The sequence below is a fragment of the Sphingobium mellinum genome, from assembly GCF_037860795.1.
Classification (GTDB): domain Bacteria; phylum Pseudomonadota; class Alphaproteobacteria; order Sphingomonadales; family Sphingomonadaceae; genus Sphingobium; species Sphingobium mellinum.
The window spans coordinates 122407-142698 of record NZ_JBANRK010000003.1 but is presented as its reverse complement, the minus strand read 5'-3'; the positions used below and the strand labels follow the sequence as shown (position 1 = coordinate 142698).

General features: G+C 65.4%; 23 protein-coding genes. 13 read left to right on the top strand and 10 right to left on the bottom strand.

Annotated elements, in window-relative coordinates:
* Positions 1-3: 3 nt before the first annotated feature.
* From AAC640_RS07675 to AAC640_RS07655, 5 genes are read right to left on the bottom strand one after another with little or no spacing between them, the layout of a single operon-like run.
* On the bottom strand, positions 4-1284 hold the full coding sequence (locus AAC640_RS07675; protein WP_340265524.1) for a pilus assembly protein CpaE: 1281 nt from the start codon (positions 1282-1284) through the stop codon (positions 4-6).
* A 2-nt stretch (positions 1285-1286) separates the two neighbouring features.
* On the bottom strand, positions 1287-1931 hold the full coding sequence (locus AAC640_RS07670) for a CpaD family pilus assembly protein (protein WP_340265523.1): 645 nt from the start codon (positions 1929-1931) through the stop codon (positions 1287-1289).
* A gap of 17 nt (positions 1932-1948) precedes the next feature.
* Entirely contained in the window at positions 1949-3472 is a 1524-nt protein-coding gene (locus tag AAC640_RS07665) for a type II and III secretion system protein family protein (RefSeq protein WP_340265522.1), read from the bottom strand.
* Between the two features lies 1 nt (position 3473).
* Positions 3474-4490, bottom strand: a complete 1017-nt coding sequence (gene cpaB / locus AAC640_RS07660) for a Flp pilus assembly protein CpaB (RefSeq protein ID WP_340265521.1) — start codon at positions 4488-4490, stop codon at positions 3474-3476.
* A 51-nt stretch (positions 4491-4541) separates the two neighbouring features.
* Positions 4542-5015 (bottom strand): A24 family peptidase, encoded by a 474-nt coding sequence (locus tag AAC640_RS07655; RefSeq protein WP_340265520.1) that lies wholly within the window; start codon positions 5013-5015, stop codon positions 4542-4544.
* Positions 5016-5056: 41 nt separating this feature from the next.
* On the opposite strand from AAC640_RS07655, the gene AAC640_RS07650 reads away from it, so the two are divergent.
* The 3 genes from AAC640_RS07650 (at position 5057) to AAC640_RS07640 (ending at position 7681) form a co-directional block, all read left to right on the top strand.
* Complete coding sequence (locus AAC640_RS07650) at positions 5057-6022, top strand: alpha/beta hydrolase (protein WP_422794963.1); 966 nt, start codon at positions 5057-5059, stop codon at positions 6020-6022.
* The gene (locus AAC640_RS07645; protein WP_340265518.1) at positions 6019-7125 is read left to right on the top strand and encodes an NAD(P)/FAD-dependent oxidoreductase; all 1107 of its coding nucleotides are present in this window, start codon (positions 6019-6021) and stop codon (positions 7123-7125) included. Before AAC640_RS07650 ends, AAC640_RS07645 begins: the two co-directional genes overlap by 4 nt.
* 130 nt (positions 7126-7255) lie before the next feature.
* Positions 7256-7681, top strand: coding sequence for a UrcA family protein (locus AAC640_RS07640; RefSeq protein ID WP_340265517.1), 426 nt, complete (start codon positions 7256-7258; stop codon positions 7679-7681).
* 43 nt (positions 7682-7724) lie between these two features.
* On the opposite strand, the gene rnhA is transcribed toward AAC640_RS07640, so the two are convergent.
* The 3 genes from rnhA to ispH are packed head-to-tail and all read right to left on the bottom strand — an operon-like array spanning position 7725 to position 10109.
* On the bottom strand, positions 7725-8171 hold the full coding sequence (gene rnhA, locus AAC640_RS07635; protein WP_340265516.1) for a ribonuclease HI: 447 nt from the start codon (positions 8169-8171) through the stop codon (positions 7725-7727).
* Positions 8168-9142: a homoserine kinase gene (gene thrB, locus AAC640_RS07630; RefSeq protein ID WP_340265515.1), complete on the bottom strand. Its 975-nt coding sequence runs from the start codon at positions 9140-9142 to the stop codon at positions 8168-8170. The genes rnhA and thrB overlap by 4 nt, the downstream gene beginning before the upstream one ends.
* Positions 9143-9146: 4 nt before the next feature.
* Positions 9147-10109 carry a 4-hydroxy-3-methylbut-2-enyl diphosphate reductase gene (gene ispH / locus AAC640_RS07625; protein WP_340265514.1) on the bottom strand — a complete coding sequence of 321 codons (963 nt, stop codon included), beginning with the start codon at positions 10107-10109 and terminating at the stop codon, positions 9147-9149.
* Positions 10110-10261: 152 nt separating this feature from the next.
* On the opposite strand from ispH, the gene AAC640_RS07620 reads away from it, so the two are divergent.
* The 9 genes from AAC640_RS07620 to tatC all read left to right on the top strand — a co-directional run bounded on the left by AAC640_RS07620 (position 10262) and on the right by tatC (position 17619).
* Positions 10262-10870, top strand: a complete 609-nt coding sequence (locus AAC640_RS07620) for a hypothetical protein (protein ID WP_340265569.1) — start codon at positions 10262-10264, stop codon at positions 10868-10870.
* 167 nt (positions 10871-11037) lie between these two features.
* Positions 11038-12765, top strand: coding sequence for an arginine--tRNA ligase (gene argS, locus AAC640_RS07615; RefSeq protein ID WP_340265513.1), 1728 nt, complete (start codon positions 11038-11040; stop codon positions 12763-12765).
* Positions 12766-12788: 23 nt separating this feature from the next.
* A complete protein-coding gene (locus tag AAC640_RS07610; protein WP_340265568.1) occupies positions 12789-13499 on the top strand; it encodes an SPOR domain-containing protein in 711 nt (236 codons plus the stop codon).
* Positions 13500-13606: 107 nt separating this feature from the next.
* Complete coding sequence (gene nagZ / locus AAC640_RS07605) at positions 13607-14620, top strand: beta-N-acetylhexosaminidase (RefSeq protein WP_340265512.1); 1014 nt, start codon at positions 13607-13609, stop codon at positions 14618-14620.
* Between the two features lie 137 nt (positions 14621-14757).
* Complete coding sequence (locus AAC640_RS07600; RefSeq protein WP_340265511.1) at positions 14758-15540, top strand: segregation and condensation protein A; 783 nt, start codon at positions 14758-14760, stop codon at positions 15538-15540.
* Entirely contained in the window at positions 15537-16130 is a 594-nt protein-coding gene (gene scpB / locus AAC640_RS07595) for an SMC-Scp complex subunit ScpB (protein WP_340265510.1), read from the top strand. The genes AAC640_RS07600 and scpB overlap by 4 nt, the downstream gene beginning before the upstream one ends.
* Positions 16131-16159: 29 nt before the next feature.
* Entirely contained in the window at positions 16160-16402 is a 243-nt protein-coding gene (locus AAC640_RS07590; protein ID WP_340265509.1) for a twin-arginine translocase TatA/TatE family subunit, read from the top strand.
* Between the two features lie 27 nt (positions 16403-16429).
* Positions 16430-16846 carry a Sec-independent protein translocase protein TatB gene (tatB, locus tag AAC640_RS07585; protein ID WP_340265508.1) on the top strand — a complete coding sequence of 139 codons (417 nt, stop codon included), beginning with the start codon at positions 16430-16432 and terminating at the stop codon, positions 16844-16846.
* Positions 16843-17619, top strand: a complete 777-nt coding sequence (tatC, locus tag AAC640_RS07580) for a twin-arginine translocase subunit TatC (protein ID WP_340265507.1) — start codon at positions 16843-16845, stop codon at positions 17617-17619. Before tatB ends, tatC begins: the two co-directional genes overlap by 4 nt.
* 76 nt (positions 17620-17695) lie before the next feature.
* Here the strand turns inward: tatC and AAC640_RS07575 are convergent, their stop codons facing one another.
* Together AAC640_RS07575 and AAC640_RS07570 are read right to left on the bottom strand one after the other, a co-directional pair.
* The gene (locus AAC640_RS07575; protein WP_340265506.1) at positions 17696-17824 is read right to left on the bottom strand and encodes an entericidin A/B family lipoprotein; all 129 of its coding nucleotides are present in this window, start codon (positions 17822-17824) and stop codon (positions 17696-17698) included.
* Positions 17825-18170: 346 nt separating this feature from the next.
* Positions 18171-19058 (bottom strand): cell wall hydrolase, encoded by an 888-nt coding sequence (locus tag AAC640_RS07570; RefSeq protein WP_340265505.1) that lies wholly within the window; start codon positions 19056-19058, stop codon positions 18171-18173.
* Positions 19059-19283: 225 nt separating this feature from the next.
* On the opposite strand from AAC640_RS07570, the gene AAC640_RS07565 reads away from it, so the two are divergent.
* On the top strand, positions 19284-20279 hold the full coding sequence (locus AAC640_RS07565) for a cysteine synthase A (protein WP_340265567.1): 996 nt from the start codon (positions 19284-19286) through the stop codon (positions 20277-20279).
* The last annotated feature ends 13 nt before the right edge of the window (positions 20280-20292 follow it).

The following is a 20292-nucleotide window of genomic DNA, read 5'->3' as shown; positions in this document are numbered from 1 at the left end:
TAATCAAGCCGTGGCCTTGTCCTTGCGTGCGGGGATCAGGCTTTTGAGGTCGCCGATCTTGCCGAGCAGGGAGTCGCCCTTCTTCTTCGCCGCCTTGCCGTCGCCGGCCTGGGTTTCGTCCGCCGCGCCCATCACCGCGTCCAGCAGGCTGGTGCAGGCGGCGCCCACCTTGCTGCCCTTGGCGGTTTCGGCGATCGTCTTGCCCAGCTTGGCTGATTGGGCGGCGACGCGCAGGTCGAACGGTATGACGATGTCGACCTTGCGTTCGATCGACGTTTCGAAATCCTTGCGGCTGATTTCCTGCGCGCCGGCATGGACGCGGTTGGCGACCACCAGCACGCGCGACTGCGGCGCGTTGGTCTTGAGCCAGGAGAGGATGCGGATCGAATCGCGCGCCGCCGCCAGCGTCAGTTCCGTGACCACCACGGCGACATTGACGTCGCTCATCAGGTGCGGATGCTGGATCAGCATGTTGCGCGGCAGGTCGATGACGCTGCATTCGAAGGCCGCGCGAAATTCCTCAAGCAACTGGTAGAAGGCGCCGCCATCAGTCAGCATCGGCTGGCTGATCGGCGCTTCGGCCGACAGGAGCGCCAGCGTGTCGCTCGCCCGCACCATCGCGCGTTCGATGAACAGGCCATCGATGCGGCTGGGATTTTCGATCGCGTCGGTCAGGCCGCGGCCCGGCTCCAGGTCCATCGCCAGCGCATTGGTGCCGAAATGAACGTCGAGGTCGAGCAGCGCGGTCGGCCGCTTCTGCTTGTCGCTCAACAGCCAGGCGAGCGAGGTGGCGATGCTCGACGCGCCAACGCCGCCGCGCGTCCCGATGATGGCTGCGGTCATGTGCGGGCGCTCGGGCGCCGCGTCACGCGGGGCGAAGAACACGGCCTGCGCCTGCGCCAGCACGTCGCGCAGCTGATCCGCGCCGAAAGGCTTGAGCAGATAATCCTGGATGCCGCTGGTGATCAGATCGCGATAGAGGCGCACGTCGTTGACCTGGCCAGCGGCGATCACCACCGTGCCGGGTTCACACACTTCGGCAAGACTGTTGATGTCGTTGAGCGGATCGCCGCTTTCCGACATGTCGACGAACAGGATCTGGGGCGATGCGCTGATCGACAGGCTTTGCACCGCGTTGCGCATGCCCCCCTTGTGCACCTTTTCGGGTGCCCAGCCCATTTCGGCCGCGACCATGGCAAGCAGGTCGTGGCTGTGATCGTCGCAGACGAAGGCGTGGAAGGGATCGCGATGTCCGGCCATGGCAGGTTTCCAGGGTGCGTTCATGATCAGTGGCCTCCCGACAGGGTCTTGAGATCGCCCGACCCGGTGGGCGCTTTTTCGCGATAGGTGGAAATGGCGCGGTTCGACGTGGCGGTGCGCAGGTCGCTGTCGCTGCTCTGCCCACGGACCAGGTCTTCGGGATTGGCGACCATGGCGGCGAGATTGCCGTTGATGCCACAGCCATAGTTGGAGGTGGCGCCGAGCTGCCAGCTGGTCTCGCTCTTGCCCGACCAGTCCGGGCAACCCGGCACGCTGGCAATGGCGCGGCGTACGACCAAGCGGACACTGCCGTCGGGCGCGGTGCCGGCGGCGGCGGAACTGTCTTCGCCCACCAGCATGCCGTGCCGGGCAACGACATCGGCGATGCCTTCCCGCAGAGAGGAGGTGGAATAGCCGTCTGTCACGATCGCGACCTGGTCGCCGTAACCCATGCCTATCGAAACGAACCAGTCGTCCAGGCGGCGCGCTTCCGATGCGGACAGGCTGCCGTCGGCTCCGGCCCGCACGTCATAGGTAAAGGCGGTGTGGCTGACCACCGGCTGGTGGACCGAATCCACACTGCGGTTCGGTTTGGCCTGCGCCCCGAGCGGCAGCGCCAGCACGGCGAGGGCACCGAGGCGGACGAGGGTCTTGCTGGACAATGCGATCATGTCTGTCGTCCTTCGGATCAGAAGCTGAAGCCAGGCGCGGCGGCCAATTTGGCCGAGCGCTTGGCGCCGTCACGGGTGGCAAGCGCGGGGGTGGCGGCTGACGCCTGCGGACCCGGAGCGGGCACCGGCCCAACCGGATCGCGGTGCGGCATCGGGGCGCGCGCACCGCTGACGCCATCATTGCCCTGCTGCATGATGAGGCCCTGGCCGACATCGGCGTTGCGGAAGCCGTCGGTCGGCAGACGCACGTCCGATGCGTTCATGGGCTTCACCAGATAAGGCGTGACGACGATCACCAGTTCGGTTTCATGCCGCTGGAAGCGACGCGATTTGAACAGGCTGCCGAGGATCGGGATTTCTCCGAGGCCCGGCGTCTTGCTGATCGAATTGGCGGTGTCCGCGTTGAGCAGGCCGCCGATCATGAAGGCCTGACCCGACCCCAGTTCGACAGTGGTTTCGGCCGTGCGGCTTTTCAGCGCGGGGACGGACGCGTTCACCGAAAAGTCGAGGCTGGACACGGTTGGGCGGACGCGTAGCGAGATACGGCCATCGGCCAGAACCGTCGGCGTGAAGGCCAGTTGCACGCCATATTGCTTGAATTCGATGCTGTTGCCCTGTGTGCCGTTGCTGACCGTGTAGGGATATTCTCCGCCCGCCAGGAAGCTGGCCGTTTCGCCTGACAGCGCGGTCAGGTTCGGTTGCGCGAGCGAGGTGGCAAGACCCGACGATTCGGCCAGGTCGAGGGCCCCTGCCACGTCCATGCCCAGCAGATTGGCGACAAAGCCAAGGCTGGTCGAACCGTTGGTAGGCTGGTTGAAGGTGTAGGTGGTCTGACCGAGCGAATTGCTGCCCCGCGTCACGAAATCGCGGTCGGCGCGGCCGATATGATCGATGATGCGGCCCGGACCCGAGGCCAGCGCCGAGATGTTCATGCCGATCTGGTGGCCAAGGTCGCGGCTCACCTCAGCGATCTTCACCTGCAGGTTGACCTGCAGCGGTGTCGCGGTGCGCAGGCGGCTGACGACCGTCACTTCCTTGCCGACGAAGGCCTGCGTCAGGCGTTCGGCTTCGGCGGCGTCCTCGGGCGCGGCGATCGTGCCGGTCAGGAGGACCATGCCGTTCATCTTGTTGACCGCGATGTCGGCGTTCGGCATCGCCAGCTTCAGCATCTCGTCGACGCTGGTCAGGTTGTTGCCGACCCGGACGGTGCCGGAAAACAGCACCTTGCCGTTGGTCGCGGTAACGAAGACCGTGGTTTCACCGGCTGCCTTGGCGATCAGGTAGAGCTGGTTCTGGGCCCGGACATGGACGTCGACCACATTGGGGTCGCCGATCACCACGTCCGACATCTTGGCATTCAGGTTGATGACCTTGCTGCCGCCGACCGACATCAGGATCGCATTGTCCTGCATCGAAGCCGGCGCGGCGTTCAGGGCCGTGGTCGGCGTGGCGGCCATGGCGATGGCCAGGCCCAGCGCGATCGCGGGGGCGACGAGCGGCTTCACCGCCGCCTTGCCCGCATGCATGTTCAAACGCTTCATCTTACTTCCCCCCGACCGGTACGACGGTCACATTGGTGCCGCGGGCGATGCGGATCACGGGTCCGCTGACGGCGCCCGTGCCGGCCAGAGCGCCGCCGGCGGGCACTGCGGTGGCGGCAGCGGTCTGTAGAGGCTTGGCGGGGACGGAGCTGCGCTGGTAGCGAGACACGTCGGCGCCGGTGGAATAGGTGGTGCCCTTGTCGACCGGGCGAGAGGCCAGGTGAGCGATGATCTTCTTTTCCGCGTTCGGATTGGCGCCGTCGGGCAGGTCGACATCAGCGCCGGCGATGGCGGCGTCGAGGTCGGACGCATTGTCGGCGATCGAGCGCAGCGACATGGAAAGCGAACCGATGGTCTGCGCGACCGCGATCTTTTCAGCGATCTTGGGCGTCACTTCGATCGTGACGTTGGAATAGGTCTGGACCACCGGTTTGCCGTCCGCGCCCATCGCGTCCATGCGCTGGTCGGTGGCGAGCACGCGCAGGTTGCGCAGGATGGTTTCGGAAACCTTGAGCGGATCGCCGTCGCCGCCGCCGTTGACGCTCTGCGTCAGCATGAGGTCGACGCGGTCACCGGGAAAGACGAAGCCCGCAACCGAGCTTTGCGCTGACACCGGCACCGTCACGGCGCGCATGCCCGGCCCGAGAGCAGCGGCGAGGAAACCGCGCTCACCGGGCTTGATCACGCTGCCCATGGTCATCGGCTGGCCGGCCGAGATGGCGGTGCGAACGACGCTGCCCACCAGCTTGGCGGGATCGGCCTGGCCCTGGATATAATAGGCCTGCTCGACCAGATCCTTGGGCCAGGGCTGGAAGCGGAAGGCTTCCGCATCCAGGATGGTGCCCACGGGGAGCGCCTTGGTCGCGACCAGCACATGCGGCTGATCGGCTTCCACCGGCATCGCCGAGGCAGCGGCCTGAGGCGCACCTGACGAACTCAGCATGTTGCGCGCGAGAAGAGCTGTAGTGACCGCTATGACAAGCGCCCCCACCAGCAAGACTATTTTCTTGGCGTCCATGATGAAATTCGTCTCCCTCAATCAGGCGACCATGCGCCCGAGCCCCGAATTTTACGCAAAATGGTTAAGATATCGTTCGCCAATCAACCACAGCGCGGCGACGGATATTGCGATCCCGTACGGGATCTGCGGCTGCCCCAGCCGCCTTGTCATGCGATGATGAACGACGGTGACGATCGTCACCAGGCCGCCGATCACCGCCATCAGCATCACCATCGACAGAACGGCGGCCCAAGGGAACCAGAGCGCCAGCGCGCCCAGCAGTTTGACGTCGCCGCCGCCCATGCAGCCGATGGCGAAGAGCCCGGCGAAGGCCAGGAACACAACAAGGGCAACGATCAGCTGGAACGCCATGCCCGGCCAGAGGTCGAGCCCATTCGCCATCCACCACAGCGGCGCCAGCGCGGCGACGATCAGGTTCAGCCGATTGGAGATGGTGCGCGACCGCAGGTCCGTGACGCATACGATCACGAGCAGCAGGCCCAGGACGCCCAGCAGCGCCAATTTGAAATATTCCCCCCACATGACAGTACACACTAGACCCGATGGCTTACCAAACCGTAACCATGCGCCCCATGGATTCGCCCGCCTTCAAAGCCCCGGCCTTTGACCGCCGCGCCTGGCCGATGAACGGGCGGCTGGACTATTGGAGCGCGCCTGACGGCTGGCCGCTGCGCCGCTACCGGCTGGGTGAGGGCAGGCGGGGCCGAATGCTGCTGCTGGGCGGGCGCGGCGACATGATCGAGAAATATCTGGAGGTGATCCACCATTGGGCGGAGCGCGGCTGGGCGGTCACCAGCTTCGACTGGCGCGGGCAGGGCGGGTCGGGGCGACTGACCGGCGACCCGCTTTGTGGCCATGTCGAGGATTTCGGCCAGTGGATCACGGACCTCGATGCGTTCGCGGCCGATTGGCGGAGCGAAGGATCGGGGCCGACCGCCATCGTCGCGCACAGCATGGGCGGGCACCTGTTATTGCGCGCCTTGGCCGAAGGCATGTCTCCGCCGGACGCGGCCGTCACCGTCGCGCCGATGATGGACGTCCATTCCGCGCCGCTGCCGCGATGGCTCGCCGTCGGCATCGCCAACGCCATGTGCCGACTCGGCCTTTCGCGCCGACAGGCGTGGACGCAGAAGGAGGAGTCCGCCCGGCAGCGGCTGATGCGGCAGAAGCGGCTGACGCACGACCCGGACCGTTATGCCGACGAGCTGTGGTGGCGCGACCATAGCCGTGACGTGGCGCTGGGTCCGCCAAGCTGGCGCTGGGTGGAGCAGGCGCTCGCTTCGACCTGGGCGCTGGAGCGGGGCACCGGGATCGATCGCATCGCCGTGCCGCTGCTGATCCTCGCGGCCGACGCGGACCAGCTGGTGTCGACCCCCGCGATCCGAAGAATTGCGGCGCGCATTCCTGGCGCGCGACTGCATGTCTATGGCAGGGAGGCGGCGCACGAGATATTGCGCGAGCTGGACCCCGTACGGCTGGATGCGCTGCGTCGCATCGACGCTTTTCTGGATGAAATGGCGCCGGCATGACCCGCTTCGACATCGTGGTCGTGGGCGGCGGCATCGCCGGCGTCAGCCTGGGCGCGGAACTGGCGCGGCACGGTTCCGTGCTGGTGCTGGAACGGGAGGCGAGCGCGGGTTATCACGCCACGGGCCGCTCCGTCGCTTTCTGGGAGGAAAGCTATGGCGGCCGCGCGGTGCAGCCGCTCACCACGGCCTCCGGTCCTTTGCTGTGTCATCCCGATCCTGACTTTGCCGATCGGCCTTTTCTTTCGCCGCGCGGCGCGTTGCATATTGGCCAGGCGGGGGATGAAGTCGCGCGCGACCGCCTGCTGGCAGATTTTGCCGGGCTGGTGGAATTGCAGCTGGTCGATCCTGCGTCCCTGATGCGCGGGCTGCGGCCGGAATGGACGCTGGGGGTGCTGGAAACCGGCGTGTGCGACATCGACGTGGCGGCGCTGCACCAGGCATGGATGCGGCTGTTGCGTCGGCGGGGAGGCGAACTGCGCCTTTCGACCGGCCTTGAGCGCGCGCGCAGGAAATCGGGCGGCTGGCAGGTCGATACCGGCAAGGAAGCGATCGCCTGCGGCATTCTGGTCAATGCCGCGGGAGCCTGGGCGGATGATGTGGCCGCGCGCAGCGGCGTCGCGCCGATCGGCATAACGCCGCTACGCCGCACCGTCGCACAATTGCGCGTGCCGAAAATGCCAGCGGCGAACCTGCCGCTGGTCATGGACCTGGCCGGGCGATTCTATTTCAAGCCCGAGGGGGAAGGGCGCGTCTGGCTGACCCCGCATGACGAGGAGCCATCGCCGCCCTGCGACGCCGCGCCCGAGGAGTTGGCGGTTGCTGAAGCGATCGCGCGGTTCGAAACGGTGGTTGACTGGCCGGTCGTCGCGGTCGAGCGCCGCTGGGCGGGTCTGCGTAGCTTCGCCCCCGACAGGGCGCCGGTCTATGGTTTTGACGCGGACGTGCCGGGCTTTTTCTGGTTTGCCGGACAGGGGGGATTCGGCATCCAGACGGCCCCGGCGGCCGCGCTGCTGGGTGCGAGCCTGCTGGCAGGGGAAGTGGCGGCGCACCCGGTCGCCGGCATTGACGTGGCGCGCTATGCGCCGTCGCGTTTTCAGCGCTGACTCCTTCCCCCTGCAAACACTGCATCCTTTCCGGAACGAACCTGTCGCGATCACGTTAGGTCACCGGCCGCTCACCCCGAGATGCGCGGAAATAATAGGGCGGCCTGTCCTTGAAGAGGAGGATGCCCCGATGAGAAAGCCTATAGTTACGGTGCCGGCCCTGTTCACCGCCGGCTTGCTATTCGTCAGCGCCGCTGCCGGCATTGCCCAGCCGCCGGAGGAAATCATCATTACAGGCCGCTACGGCCGGGTTCCAGACAGCGTTCAGTCCTTGTCTCAACCGGTCAGCTATGCCGACCTCGACCTCAGCACCGCGGCCGGGAAGGACGAACTTCGCCATCGCGTGTCGCTGACCGCGCGCTATCTGTGCGAGAAGATGGGCGAAACCGATGCGGCCACGCCCGTCACGCCATCCTGCCGCGATGCAGCGGTCCGGGACGCGATGCAGCGGGTTGGAACGATCGAGGAAGGGTTCGCGCCGCGCGGCACGACCTGGGTTGCCCCCACGCGCTGGCAGCCGCCTTATCCGGAGGATTGGGCCAGGCGCTACCCGTGAGTCAGGCAAGGGGGAGCGGCCCGCCCGCTCTCCCTTCGCCGGGCTATGATCGAAACTGTTCGGCCGCGGCGCAGGCCAACTGATCCGCGCGCTCATTTTCCGGGTGGCCGGCATGGCCTTTCACCCATTGCCACGTCACCTTGTGACGCGTGGTCGCGACGAGCAGCGCCTGCCAGAGTTCGCCATTCTTGACGGGCTTGCGGTCGGCCGTCTTCCACCCATTTTTCTGCCAGCCGAACACCCATTTGGTGATGCCGTCCATCACATATTTACTGTCGGTATAGAGCGTGACCTGGCAGGGTCGCTTGAGGGTGTTGAGCGCTTCTAGCGCCGCCGTCATTTCCATGCGGTTGTTGGTCGTCTGCGCTTCGCCGCCTGAAATTTCCTTTTCGGTGGCGCCGAAACGCAGCACCGCGCCCCAGCCCCCCGGCCCAGGATTGCCCTTGCACGCGCCATCGGTAAAGATTTCGACGAGGGGAAGATCGCTCACGCGCGCAACAGGTCCGCGCCGGACCGGGCGTAGAAATCCAGCCGCCGCAGATAGGCGAGCGGGTCCTTGCGCGTCACCAGCGCGTCGGGCGGGGTATTGATCCAGTCATAGGCCCGGGTCAGCAGGAAGCGCAGCGCCGCGCCTCGGCAGAGCGTCGGAAACGCCGCGCGCTCAGCGTCTGACAGGCCGTGCGTCGCGGCATAGCCTGCCAGCAGGGCGTCGGAACGCTCGGCGAAGAATTGCACGCCGTCATTGCTGAACACCCAGGCGCTGTGCGTCACCGCAAGGTCATAGGCGCGGATGTCGGTGCAGCTGAAATAGAAGTCGATGAGGCCGGTCACCTCGTCACCCAGCATCAGCACATTGTCCGGGAACAGATCGGCGTGGATCACCGCGCGGGGCAGGTCGGCGGGCCAATGGGCGTCGAGATAGGCGAGTTCGTCGGCGACCCGTGCACCGAGGCCCGGCGCGATCTCGTCGAAATGGTCACCGCATCGCGCCGCGAGATCATGCCAGCCGGGAAGGTCGAGCGCGTTGCGCCGTTCGCCGGCGAAGCCCTCTGCCGCCCGATGCATCTGCCCCAGCGCCGCGCCTGCCGCGCGGGCCTGTGCCGCTGTCGGCTCGGTGACGGAAATGCCGGTCAGGAATTCGATGAGGCAGGCGGGGCGTCCGCCAAGCTGTTGGAGCCGGCGGCCATCGCGATCGGCGATGAAGCGGGGCACCAGGCAGCCGCGCGCGCCCAGATGATCGAGCAGGTCCATGAAGAAGGGCAGGTCCGCTTCATCCACCCGCTTTTCATAAAGCGTCAGGATGTAGCGATGGCCGCTGCCGTCCGCGCCAGTAGTTTCCAGCAGATAATTACTGTTTTCGACGCCCTCGGCGATGCCCTTTGCCGACACCAGCCGGCCTGCGTCATAGCGACCGAGAAAGGTGTCGATCTCCTCGGCGGGGACATGGGTATAGACCGCCATGGACTTAGGCGGCCTCCAGTCCGCGGGGCAGTTTGAAGGCGACGGTTTCGCGCGCCGTTTCCACCTGCTCCTCGGTCACGTCGAAGCGGGCGGCGAGCCAGTCGACCACTTCGCGCACCAATATCTCGGGAGCGGAGGCGCCGGCTGTCAGGCCAAGCGTGCCGACACCGGCAAGCCAGGCGACATCAATGTCATCGGCGCGGCGGATCAGGCGGGCGCGGATGCCCTCGCGCTCGGCCACTTCGACGAGGCGCAGCGAGTTGGAACTGTTCGGCGCGCCGATGACGTACAGCGCTTGGCAGGCGGCGGCGATGGCCTTGACCGCCGCCTGACGGTTGGAGGTGGCATAGCAGATATCCTCCCCCTTGGGCGCCTGAATGGCGGGGAATCGCCTTTGCAGCGTCGCGACGATCGCCGCCGTGTCGTCGACGGACAGCGTCGTCTGGGTCAGGAAGGCCAGATTGTCCGGGTTTGCGGGGATGAAGGCTTCGGCATCCCCGACCGTTTCGATCAGGGTCATATGGCCCTGATCGACCTGGCCGAAGGTGCCGATGACTTCGGGATGGCCCTTGTGGCCGATGAACAGGATGTGGCGGCCGGCATCCACCAGCCGTTCGGCCTGGCGGTGGACCTTGCTGACCAGCGGGCAGGTGGCGTCCAGAAAGTCCAGCCCGCGTTCGCTCGCCTTGGCCGGCACCGCCTTGGGCACGCCATGGGCCGAGAAAACCACCGGCACGCCGTCGGGCACCTGGTCCAGTTCCTCGACGAAGATCGCGCCCTTGGCCTTCAGGCCGTCGACGACATATTTGTTGTGCACGATTTCATGGCGGACATAGACAGGCGCGCCATATTTCTCGATCGCCTTTTCGACGATGACGATCGCGCGATCGACCCCGGCACAAAAGCCGCGCGGCGCGGCGATCAGCAGTTTCAGGGGCGGACGGCTGGATTGTGCAGGCGCTGACATGCCAAGCCGCTTAGGCCAATGTCACGCCGGAAGGAAGGGGGAGGCGCGCTGTTCCTTTCGGTTGCGCGGCGGGCAGGGTGCGGATAATGAAGCCCGACGCCTGTTCCCCAAGGGATTATCTCGTGACCTTTTCTCGTATCGCGCTGACCGGAATGCTGGCCCTTGCCCTTGCGGGCTGTTCGCGGCGGGGGGAGATCGATCCCACCGGCGGCATCGTGGCCGTCCGCTCCGCCTGCCCGGTCGCGGCGGTCCCGGCCTATACCGGCGACATCACCCTGTTCAATCCGCCGCAGAGCACCGAGGCCCGCGCGATCGATGTGGTGGCGAACATCACCGACCTTCGCTCTACCTGCTCGGAAGGGGCGCAATTCTACAGCGAAGCCAGCTTCACCGTGAACGCGCGCCGCAGCGATGCGACCGCCGCGCGGCAGGTGACGCTGCCCTTCTTCTCGGCCGTCGTGCGCGGCGGCAATGCCGTGGTCGCCAAGCGCGTCGGCCAGGTGGTGCTGGATTTCCCCGCCGGCCAATATCGCGCCAGCGCGACGGCCAAGGCCGGGGCCTATGTCGACAAGGCCGCCGCCACGCTGCCCGCCGACATTCAGGCCAAGATCACGGAAAAGCGCAAGGCGGGTGACGCCGATGCGGCGATCGATCCCTTCGCGCGGCCGGACGTCAAGGCGGCGTTGCAGCGAACCAGTTTCGAGCTGCTCGTGGGGTTCAACCTGACCCAGGATCAGCTCCGCTATAACGCGACCCGTTAATCTGGTGCGCCCACTTTGATTTTTCCCGTTCGTGCTGAGTAGGGACTGAGCGAAGTCGAAGGCCCGTATCGAAGCATCTTGCACCACGACAGTCCTTCGATACGCCATTTTGACTTTGCTCAATGGCTGCTCAGGACGACCGGATTTTTGTGATGCAGGATCATTCTATGTCCCTCTATATCCGTTTCACCGCTCATCTGAACGCCGTGCTGGACGCGCTGGAGGCTGACGGGGCGCTGCCCGCGGGCCTCAACCGCAAGTCCGTGACCGTCGAGCCGCCGCGCGATGCAAGCCATGGCGACCTGGCCACCAACGCCGCGATGGTGCTGGCCAAGCCCGCCGGAACCAACCCGCGCGCGCTGGCCGAACGGATCGTCGCCGGTCTTGAAAAGCTGGAAGAGGTGGAAAGCGCCGCGATCGCCGGCCCCGGCTTCATCAACATGCGCCTGACCGACGGGACCTGGCGCGCGGAACTGGCGGCGATCCATGCCGAAGCGGCCGACTATGGCCGTTCCGATGTCGGCCGGGGCGTCACGGTCAATGTCGAATATGTCTCCGCCAACCCGACCGGCCCCATGCATATGGGCCATTGCCGGGGCGCCGTGGTCGGCGATGCGCTTGCGACCCTGCTCGGATATGTCGGGCACAAGGTCATCCGCGAATATTATATCAATGATGCCGGCGGCCAGGTCGACGTGCTCGCCCGATCGGCCCATATGCGCTACCGCGAGGCGTTGGGCGAGGCAGTCGGCGACATCCCAGAGGGCCTCTATCCCGGCGACTATCTGGTGCCGGTGGGTCAGGCGCTGGCGGCCGATTATGGCGACGCCTATGTCGGCGCGCCCGAAAGCGCGTGGCTGGTCCTGTTCCGCACCCGCGCGGTCGCCGCGATGATGGAGATGATCCGCAGCGATCTGGCGCTGCTCGGCATCCACCATGACGTCTTTTCCTCCGAAGCCGAACTCCAGGCCGCCGGCAAGCCCGAGGCGGCCGAAGCGTGGTTGCGCGCGCACGACCTTGTCTATGACGGCGTGCTCGAAGCGCCCAAGGGCGAAACGCCCGAGGATTGGGAGCCGGTGGAGCTTCCCCTGTTCCGATCGACGAAATTCGGCGACGACCAGGATCGCCCGATCAAGAAGTCGAACGGCGCCTGGACCTATTTCGGCGCCGACATGGCCTATCATTTCCAGAAGGCGCAAAGCGCCGACCAGTTGATCGACATCTGGGGCGCCGATCATGCCGGCACGGTCAAGCGCATCCAGGCCGCCGTCGCCGCCCTGACCGAGGGCAAGGCGCGCTTCGACGTGAAGCTGATCCAGATGGTCCGCCTGCTGCGGGATGGCGAGCCGGTGAAGATGTCCAAGCGCGCCGGCAATTTCGTGACGCTGGCCGACGTCGTGGGCGAAGTGGGCAAGGATGTCGTCCGCTTCACCATGCTGACGCGCAAGGCGGACGCGCAGATGGACTTCGATTTCGCCAAGGTGGTGGAGGCATCTAAGGACAACCCGGTTTTCTATGTGCAATATGCCCATGCGCGCATCTCCTCGCTCGGCCGCCGCGCGCAGGAGTCGCAAATTGATCTTTCCGCACCGGATTTGTCCCGCCTTGGGACGAGCGAACTTAACCTTGTTAAGTTGGCAGCCCAGTTTCCGCGCGTGGTGGAAGGGGCGGCATCAGCCCGCGAGCCCCATAGAATTGCATTTTATCTCAATGACTTGGCTTCTGAATTCCACAGCTGGTGGAATCTCGGCAACGACAATCCGGCCGCGCGCGTTATCCTGGCGGACGATCCGGCTACAACTTCCGCACGCCTTTTCTTGAGCCGCGGAATCGGGCAGATCATCCGCAACGGCCTTGCCCTTATGGGCGTGACCGCATTGACCGAAATGCAGTGAGCTTGGGCGGAGGCACGGCGACGATGGGCGATTATGCGAGGGGGCGGCTCGATCTGGATGACGAAGAGCGTCTGCCCTGGCTCGAGCCCGCGATTGAGGAGGAAGAGGAAAGGCGCCTGTCGCCGATCCTGGGCTTCATCCTGTGCGGCCTGTTGCTGGTCGCTGGCGTGGTCGGCGCGGTCTGGCTGTTGCAGAACCGGCATGGCGGCAACGCTGGCGAAGGCAAGCTGATCGCGGCGCCGGCGGGAGACTATAAGGTTCCGGCCGCGCAGGCCGACGCGAAAAAGTTCGATGGCGAAGGCGACGCCAGTTTCGCCGCGAGCGAAGGCGTGGCCCGCGACGGTCGTATCGATCCCAGCCGCGTGCCCGAAGCGCCGATCACACAGACGGCGCCCGCGCACACGCCGCCGGCGCATCCGGGCAAGCCGTCGCAGAGCGTGACCGCGCGCGTGGCCGATGAAACCCATGTGGCGCCCGCGGCGGCGCAACCCGGTCGCACCGCCGGCGGGTCCGTTATCCAGCTGGGCGCCTATGGCAGTCAGTCGGGTGCGCGGGACGCCTGGACCCGCCTGTCCAAACGCTTCGCCTACCTCGCCCCGCTCACCATGTCGGTGGAGCCCACGGAGGTCGGTGGCGGCACCCTATACCGCCTGCGCGCCACGGCGGGCAAGCAGGCCAGCACCCTGTGCGGCAAGCTCAAGGTGGCGGGAGAAAGCTGCATCGTCGTCAACTGATGCGGGCTTTCCTCCCTCTCGCATAAGGGGCGGGAACCGCGACTCCCGCGCTGACCCGGCACAAACCCCTTCGACACCGCGCCTTCCACCCGCTACCATCCGCCGCCATGAAACCCGTTATCTTCGGCCTTTCGGGCGAGACCCTCACTCCCGACGAGCGCGCCTTCTTTCTCGATTCCCAGCCCGCTGGCTATATCCTGTTCCGCCGCAACATCGCCGACAAGGCGCAACTTCGGGCGCTGACCGATTCCCTGCGGGCGCTGCATGGCCGCGACGACCTGCTCATCATGATCGACCAGGAGGGCGGGCGCGTCGCGCGGATGCAGGCGCCGGTCTGGCCCAGCTTCCCGCCCGGCGCCCTGTTCGACCGTCTCTATGATATCGCCCCATCCAGCGCGATGGCAGCCGCCCGGGCCAATGCCCAGGCGATTGCCGTCACGCTCGCCGAAGCGGGGATCAACGTCGACGCGCTGCCGCTGCTCGATGTCCGGCAGGAGGGCGCAAGCGACATCATGGGCGACCGCACATTGGGCGCTGAACCGATGCGCGTGGCGGCCCTGGGCCGCGCGATCATCGAAGGGCTGGGCGAGGGCGGCGTCGTCGGCATCGTCAAGCACATGCCTGGCCATGGCCGGGCCATGGTCGACAGCCATCTGGACTTGCCGGTGGTGACCGCCGACGATGCGGCGCTTGCGACCGACCTTGCACCCTTCCGGGCGCTGAAGGATGCGCCGATCGGGATGACCGCCCATGTCGTCTATACGGCCTGGGACCCCGAGCTGCCGGCCAGCCTGTCGCTTTCGGTCATCGAAACGATCATCCGCCAGCGCATCGGCTTTGACGGCTTGCTGATGTCTGATGATCTCGACATGAAGGCATTGCAGGGCAGCATCCCCGACCTTGCCGCCGGCGTCGTGGCGGCGGGTTGCGACCTCGCGCTGAACTGCTGGGCGAAGATGGATGACATGATCGGGATCGCCAGTCGGATCCCCGACATCAGTGTGGTGTCGCGGGCGCGGCTGGATCGCGCGATGGCTCATGCTGGCGGCAGCAAAAATGGCCCGCCGCTCGAGCAGTTGCTCGCCACTCGCGATGCGCTGCTGGCGCCGGTCGCGGCGTGAAGGGGCTTGCTTTCACATCCTCCCCGGCAACGGGAGGACCGGCAAGGCCGATGCAGGGATATCGCCCTTGCCATGGCGCAAACCCGTTTCCATCGGGCTTCACCCGCCATTTCCCCTCGTTGGGAAGGCGTTGAAGGGTGGACGAGCTTTTTACCCCGGCTTCGACGCCCCGCCCGGACATGCTCACCGTCAGTTTCGAAAGCTGGGAAGGGCCGCTCGACCTGCTGCTCGCGCTCGCCCGCACACAAAAGGTCGACTTGCGCGAAATTTCGATCCTGGCGCTGGTCGAACAATATCTCGCCCATATCGAAGGGGCGCGAAAGCTGAAACTCGAACTGGCTGCCGACTATCTGGTCATGGCAGCATGGCTCGCCTACCTCAAATCAGCGCTGCTTCTGCCAAAGCAGGCCCAGCCCGATCCCGATCCGGAGGAACTGGCGCTGCGGCTGCAGTTGCGGCTGCAGCGGCTCCAGGCGATGCGCGAGGCGGGCGCGCGGCTGATGGCGCACGATCGCATCGGCCGCGACGTGTTCGTCCGGCCCCGGCCCGAGGGTTTGAGGCTGGTGCGCAAGGCCAGATGGGCGGCCAGCCTCTACGACCTGCTGCAATCCTATGGCCAGATCAGGGCGCGCACCCAGCCGGTGGTCCACATGGTGGCCGCGCGGCCGGTCATGACGCTGGATGAGGCGATCCAGCGTGTCAGCATGCTGGTTGGCTCCGCGATCGACTGGACCGCGCTCGAATCTTTCCTGCCTGACAATCAGGACGGTCCAATGGCCCGTTCCGCCCTGGCGAGCAGCTTCGTCGCTGCCCTGGAACTGGCGCGGCAGGGCCGGCTGGAAATACAGCAGGACGGCATATTCCAGCCCATCTATCTGCGCGCGGCGCTGCCGGATCAACAAGGGGAGAGGCTGCTGTGACCCAGGAACCCGACGATTTCCTGCGCGCGGTGGAGGCTGCCCTGTTCGTCGCGGAACATCCGCTCACCCTGGGCGACCTGCGGTTGCATGTGGGTGAGGCCGGCGACCTTTCCGCCGCGCTCGCCACGCTCGCGGATCATTATGCCGGTCGCGGCATCAACCTGGTCGAACGGGGCGGGCGCTGGCATTTCCAGACGGCCGCCGACCTTGCCCATATTCTGCGCCGGGAAAAGGACGAAACCCGCAAGCTGTCGCGCGCGGCGATGGAAACTCTGGCGATCATCGCCTATCACGAACCCGTCAGCCGCGCCGAGATAGAGGCCATTCGCGGCGTGCAGGTGGCCAAGGGGACGCTGGACGTGCTGATGGAGGCGGGATGGGTGCGGCCCGCCGGGCGCCGTGAAGTGCCGGGTCGACCGCTCACTTACGCGACCAGCCACGAATTTCTGTCACATTTCGGGCTTGGCAGCCGCCGCGACCTGCCGGGAATTGATGATCTGCGCGCCGCCGGATTGCTCGACCCGGTCGATCTTGCACTGGAGGGTCTAGGCGCCCAATCCGTTCTGGAAAATGATGAAGAAGAAGCCTAGAAAGGGCTTAGTTTCAGGAGAAAGTCAAAATGGGTTCCTTTTCATTGATGCACTGGGTCATCGTTCTCCTGGTGGTCATGCTGCTGTTCGGTAGCGGCCGCATTTCCGGGCTGATGGGTGACGTTGCCAAGGGCATCAAGAGCTTCAAGAAGGGCATGGCCGAGGATGATGACGACGTCACGCCCGCCAAGCCCGCGACCCGGATCGAAGGTCACCGGGTGCCGGAGCAGGACGCGCCGACCGCGACCGCGGAAGAAAAGACCAAGGCCTGATATTTCCTCCAGCGGCGGTAGCCTGGCATGTTCGACATCGGTTCGTCCGAATTTCTGCTGATCGTGATCGTTGCGGTGGTCGTGATCGGGCCCAAGGATCTGCCGCGCGCACTTTACAAGGTGGGGCAGATAGTCGGCAAGGCGCGCGGCATGGCGCGTCATTTCCGCACCGGGATCGACGCCATGGTGCGTGAAGTCGAAATGGAAGAGCTCGAAAAGAAGTGGGGCGAGCAGAACCGCCGGATCATGCAGGAGCATCCGCCCGAAAGCATTCCGGCCGCGCCGCAGATGGAGCCGCTGCCCGCGCCCCGCGCTGACGCGCCGCCCCCGCCTTTTGTAGCGCAATCCGCGCCCGCTCCCGGCGCGCGGCCCGCATCGGCCGCTGACGGGCCGCCCTACATCGCGACCAATGCCGGCCAGGGGAAGGGCGACGCGCCGGCATGAAGGACATTGACGATAGCAAGGCGCCGCTGCTCGACCATCTCATCGAATTGCGGGGCCGTTTGTTGAAATGCGTGTGGGCGCTGGTCATCAGCGGCGCGGTCTGCTTTTATTTCTCGCAGCAGATTTTCGGCTTTCTCGTTCATCCACTGAAGCAAGCCTTCGGCGATAGCGGCGGGCGGCTGGTCTATACCAAATTGTATGAGGCCTTTTTCGTCCAGGTGAAGATCGCGGTCTTCGGGGCGTTTTGCCTGTCCTTCCCGATCATCGCGAACCAGCTATGGGCCTTCATTGCGCCCGGCCTGTACGCGAAGGAAAAAAAGGCGCTGCTGCCCTTCCTCGTCATGACGCCGGTGCTGTTCCTGATGGGCGCCAGCCTGGCCTATTTCGTGGTGATGCCGACCGCTTTTCACTTCTTCCTGCAATATCAAGGCAATAGCGGCGGCCTTCAGGTCGAGGCTCTGCCCAGCGCCGATGCCTATCTCACCTTGGTCATGCAGTTCATTCTGGCATTCGGGATCAGCTTCCTGATGCCGGTCCTTCTGATGCTGCTCAACCGTGCCGGCTTCGTCAGCCGCGTCCAGCTGATCGGTTTGCGCCGCTACATGATCGTGGGCGCGTTCATCCTCGCTGCCGTGCTGACGCCGCCGGATGTGGTTTCGCAGCTGATGCTGGCGATCCCGCTGCTGGCGCTGTACGAAATCACGATCGTCGCGATCTGGTTCACCGACCGCAAGGCGGCGCGCGAAGCGGCGGCAAGCGACGCACCGGCCTGAACAGCCTGGCGCCAAAAAAAGGCCCGCCGGAAAGCGGGCCTTGCAAGGGGAAGGGGAAATCTGGGGCGATCGCGGCCTACTTGGCAGCATTCTCGACTGCTGCGCCAGCGCTCTGCACGTCCTTGCCCGCGCCTTCCACCGTGTTGCACGCCGCCACCATCAGGGAGCCCGAGAGCAGCAGGGCGGCCAGGATCTTCTTGGTCATGATCGTCTCCTTGGAAAAACTCAGCCGATTGGTCTCGCCAGATCGGCGACGAAAGGACAACCCGCGGACCCGCGATACGTTCCGCCATCGCAAAGATCTTTGTTTTCAGGGATTTCGCTCAAAAAATCTGAGCCCGGAACGCGTCGGGGGGGGAGATGCGTTCCGGGCTCATGTTTTTTTGGATAGCAAGAGCGGGGGGCAAAAGATTTGCTATCCGAGGTGCAGAACCAATGGTCCGCAAATTTGGTTCCACCATAAGCTAAAAAAAAATCAGATTTTATTTTCTTGAGTTTCAGATGCTTACACATTTTCGGAGCCAAAGCCTTTGGACTGCGGCGGTTTCCGATCAAAGCAGCGGCCGTCCGCTATTGCGATATTCAGGCCGAATGGTGGAGGGCGGCAGGACCGGCTCGGGAGGCGCTTCCACAGGCGTCAGGCTGGGCAGGGGCGCGGCGGCGGAGCGGAACAGCGGCTGCGACGGGGCATCAACCACCCGGACAGGCCAGGCTCGCCACGCTGGCCCCGACTGCATTTCCCGACCTGAATAGGGGATGCGGAAAGCGGCTGCGCTACCCTGGAAGCCTGCGCTGCGGTAGAAGATATGCGCGCCGATTACCGCCACCGGCCGTTTCGATGACGCCCAGGCCGGGTGGACCGCCAGCGTATGGTAGAAGGTCGCGACGCCGACCGGCGCGTAAACCTGTCCAGCGAGCGCCTGCGCGGCGATCCGCCGAGCGCGTGCCCACGCCTGCGGGTTGCTTCCCCGGGCCATCGATCCGTCACAGCTGAAGGTGAACTGGCAAAGCGTGTCGGTGCGGTCGGACCCTTCGTAAACCACCGCGCAGACGCTGTGCGGCCAGAGCGGGCTGCGTACCCGGTTGAGCACGACCTGGGCAACGGCGCGCTGCCCCTCCTCAGGTTCGTTCCCGGCCTCATAATAGATGGCGGAGGTCAGGCAGTTGAGCGCCCGATAGCCGTCGAGCGGGGTCGCACCACGAAAGATGGCGGCGGGCGCGGCCTGAATCTGGTCCAGCGCCAGCACATGTGCGTTGCCGCCGGCGCGCGCGGGCAAGTCGTCGAACATGCCCTGCGCGAAGAAGAAGGCCGAACCGGGGAAATTCGCGCCGGGTTGTTCGGCCGGGTCAATACGCGCGGAGGCGTCGGCCAGCAGGTCGAGCGGCGCAGCAGTGATGAGACGCGGGACCACAAGCGCGAGCAGCGCGAGGGAAGCCATGGCCCCGTGCCACCATCCTTGCTCGCGCGTCGCCAAGATCGTCCGCTTCCTTCCTCAATGCCGGAGTCGCCTAACCCAAAAGCCTTGCCACTTCCTCACCAGATGTTCCCGCGTCCCGCGCCGGGACATCGGAAGTGTCAAGGGTTAACGGTGGCAAATGTGTCTTTTGCCCAATCAGCATTCCCTCGCTTGGCAAGCATGCGTCCGCTCCGCTATGCGAGAGACATGCTGGTGCAGAAAGATAGCCTCGCCCTGATTGGCAACACGCCGATGGTCCGCCTTGCCGGGCCATCGAAAGAGTCGGGCTGCGAGATTTACGCCAAGTGCGAATTTGCCAATCCCGGCGCGTCCGTGAAGGATCGCGCCGCCCTGTTCATCGTCAACGACGCCGAAGAAAAGGGATTGCTCCAGCCGGGCGGAACCATCGTCGAAGGGACAGCGGGCAATACCGGCATCGGTCTGGCGCTGGTCGCCAATGCCAAGGGATACAAGACGATCATCGTCATGCCCGAGACGCAGAGCCGGGAAAAGATGGACACGTTGATGGCATTGGGCGCCGAACTGGTGACGGTGCCGGCCGCGGCCTATTCCAATCCCGGCCACTTTGTTCATACGTCTCGCCGTATCGCGGAAGAGACGGAAAACGCGATCTGGGCCAACCAGTTCGACAATATCGCCAATCGCAAGGCGCATATCGTCGGCACTGCCGAGGAAATCTGGACGCAACTCGACGGCCAGATCGACGGATTCACCTGCGCGGCGGGGACCGGCGGCACGATCGCGGGTGTCGGGCTGGGGCTCAAGGCGCATGACGAGGGCATCACGATCGCGCTGACCGACCCCTATGGTGCCGCGCTCTACAATTATTACGCCCATGGCGAACTGAAAGCCGAAGGGTCGTCGGTGGCCGAAGGCATTGGCCAGGGGCGCATCACCGCCAATCTGGAAGGCGCGCCCATCGACACCCAGTTCCGCATCTCGGACGAGGCAGGGCTTTATTGGGTGCGCCGGCTGCTGGCCGAAGAGGGGCTGTGCCTGGGCTTGTCATCGGGCATCAACGTCGCCGGCGCGGTGGCGCTCGCCAGGGAGCTTGGTCCGGGCAAGCGGATCGTGACGATCCTGTGCGACACGGGATTCCGCTATCTGTCGACCCTCTATAATCGCGAATGGCTGGAATCGAAGGGCTTGACGGTCTTCCCCTGGCTCGCGCACAATCGTTGATCGCTGACACGGG

Excerpts from the sequence above, each read along its gene's own strand:
- AAC640_RS07675 (WP_340265524.1), bottom strand. The coding sequence starts at position 1,284 with ATGAACGCACCCTGGAAACCTGCCATGGCCGGACATCGCGATCCCTTC.
- AAC640_RS07670 (WP_340265523.1), bottom strand. The coding sequence starts at position 1,931 with ATGATCGCATTGTCCAGCAAGACCCTCGTCCGCCTCGGTGCCCTCGCC.
- AAC640_RS07665 (WP_340265522.1), bottom strand. The coding sequence starts at position 3,472 with ATGAAGCGTTTGAACATGCATGCGGGCAAGGCGGCGGTGAAGCCGCTC.
- cpaB (WP_340265521.1), bottom strand. The coding sequence starts at position 4,490 with ATGGACGCCAAGAAAATAGTCTTGCTGGTGGGGGCGCTTGTCATAGCG.
- AAC640_RS07655 (WP_340265520.1), bottom strand. The coding sequence starts at position 5,015 with ATGTGGGGGGAATATTTCAAATTGGCGCTGCTGGGCGTCCTGGGCCTG.
- AAC640_RS07650 (WP_422794963.1), top strand. The coding sequence starts at position 5,057 with ATGCGCCCCATGGATTCGCCCGCCTTCAAAGCCCCGGCCTTTGACCGC.
- AAC640_RS07645 (WP_340265518.1), top strand. The coding sequence starts at position 6,019 with ATGACCCGCTTCGACATCGTGGTCGTGGGCGGCGGCATCGCCGGCGTC.
- AAC640_RS07640 (WP_340265517.1), top strand. The coding sequence starts at position 7,256 with ATGAGAAAGCCTATAGTTACGGTGCCGGCCCTGTTCACCGCCGGCTTG.
- thrB (WP_340265515.1), bottom strand. The coding sequence starts at position 9,142 with ATGGCGGTCTATACCCATGTCCCCGCCGAGGAGATCGACACCTTTCTC.
- ispH (WP_340265514.1), bottom strand. The coding sequence starts at position 10,109 with ATGTCAGCGCCTGCACAATCCAGCCGTCCGCCCCTGAAACTGCTGATC.
- AAC640_RS07620 (WP_340265569.1), top strand. The coding sequence starts at position 10,262 with ATGCTGGCCCTTGCCCTTGCGGGCTGTTCGCGGCGGGGGGAGATCGAT.
- argS (WP_340265513.1), top strand. The coding sequence starts at position 11,038 with ATGTCCCTCTATATCCGTTTCACCGCTCATCTGAACGCCGTGCTGGAC.
- AAC640_RS07610 (WP_340265568.1), top strand. The coding sequence starts at position 12,789 with ATGGGCGATTATGCGAGGGGGCGGCTCGATCTGGATGACGAAGAGCGT.
- nagZ (WP_340265512.1), top strand. The coding sequence starts at position 13,607 with ATGAAACCCGTTATCTTCGGCCTTTCGGGCGAGACCCTCACTCCCGAC.
- AAC640_RS07590 (WP_340265509.1), top strand. The coding sequence starts at position 16,160 with ATGGGTTCCTTTTCATTGATGCACTGGGTCATCGTTCTCCTGGTGGTC.
- tatB (WP_340265508.1), top strand. The coding sequence starts at position 16,430 with ATGTTCGACATCGGTTCGTCCGAATTTCTGCTGATCGTGATCGTTGCG.
- tatC (WP_340265507.1), top strand. The coding sequence starts at position 16,843 with ATGAAGGACATTGACGATAGCAAGGCGCCGCTGCTCGACCATCTCATC.
- AAC640_RS07575 (WP_340265506.1), bottom strand. The coding sequence starts at position 17,824 with ATGACCAAGAAGATCCTGGCCGCCCTGCTGCTCTCGGGCTCCCTGATG.
- AAC640_RS07570 (WP_340265505.1), bottom strand. The coding sequence starts at position 19,058 with ATGGCTTCCCTCGCGCTGCTCGCGCTTGTGGTCCCGCGTCTCATCACT.
- AAC640_RS07565 (WP_340265567.1), top strand. The coding sequence starts at position 19,284 with ATGCTGGTGCAGAAAGATAGCCTCGCCCTGATTGGCAACACGCCGATG.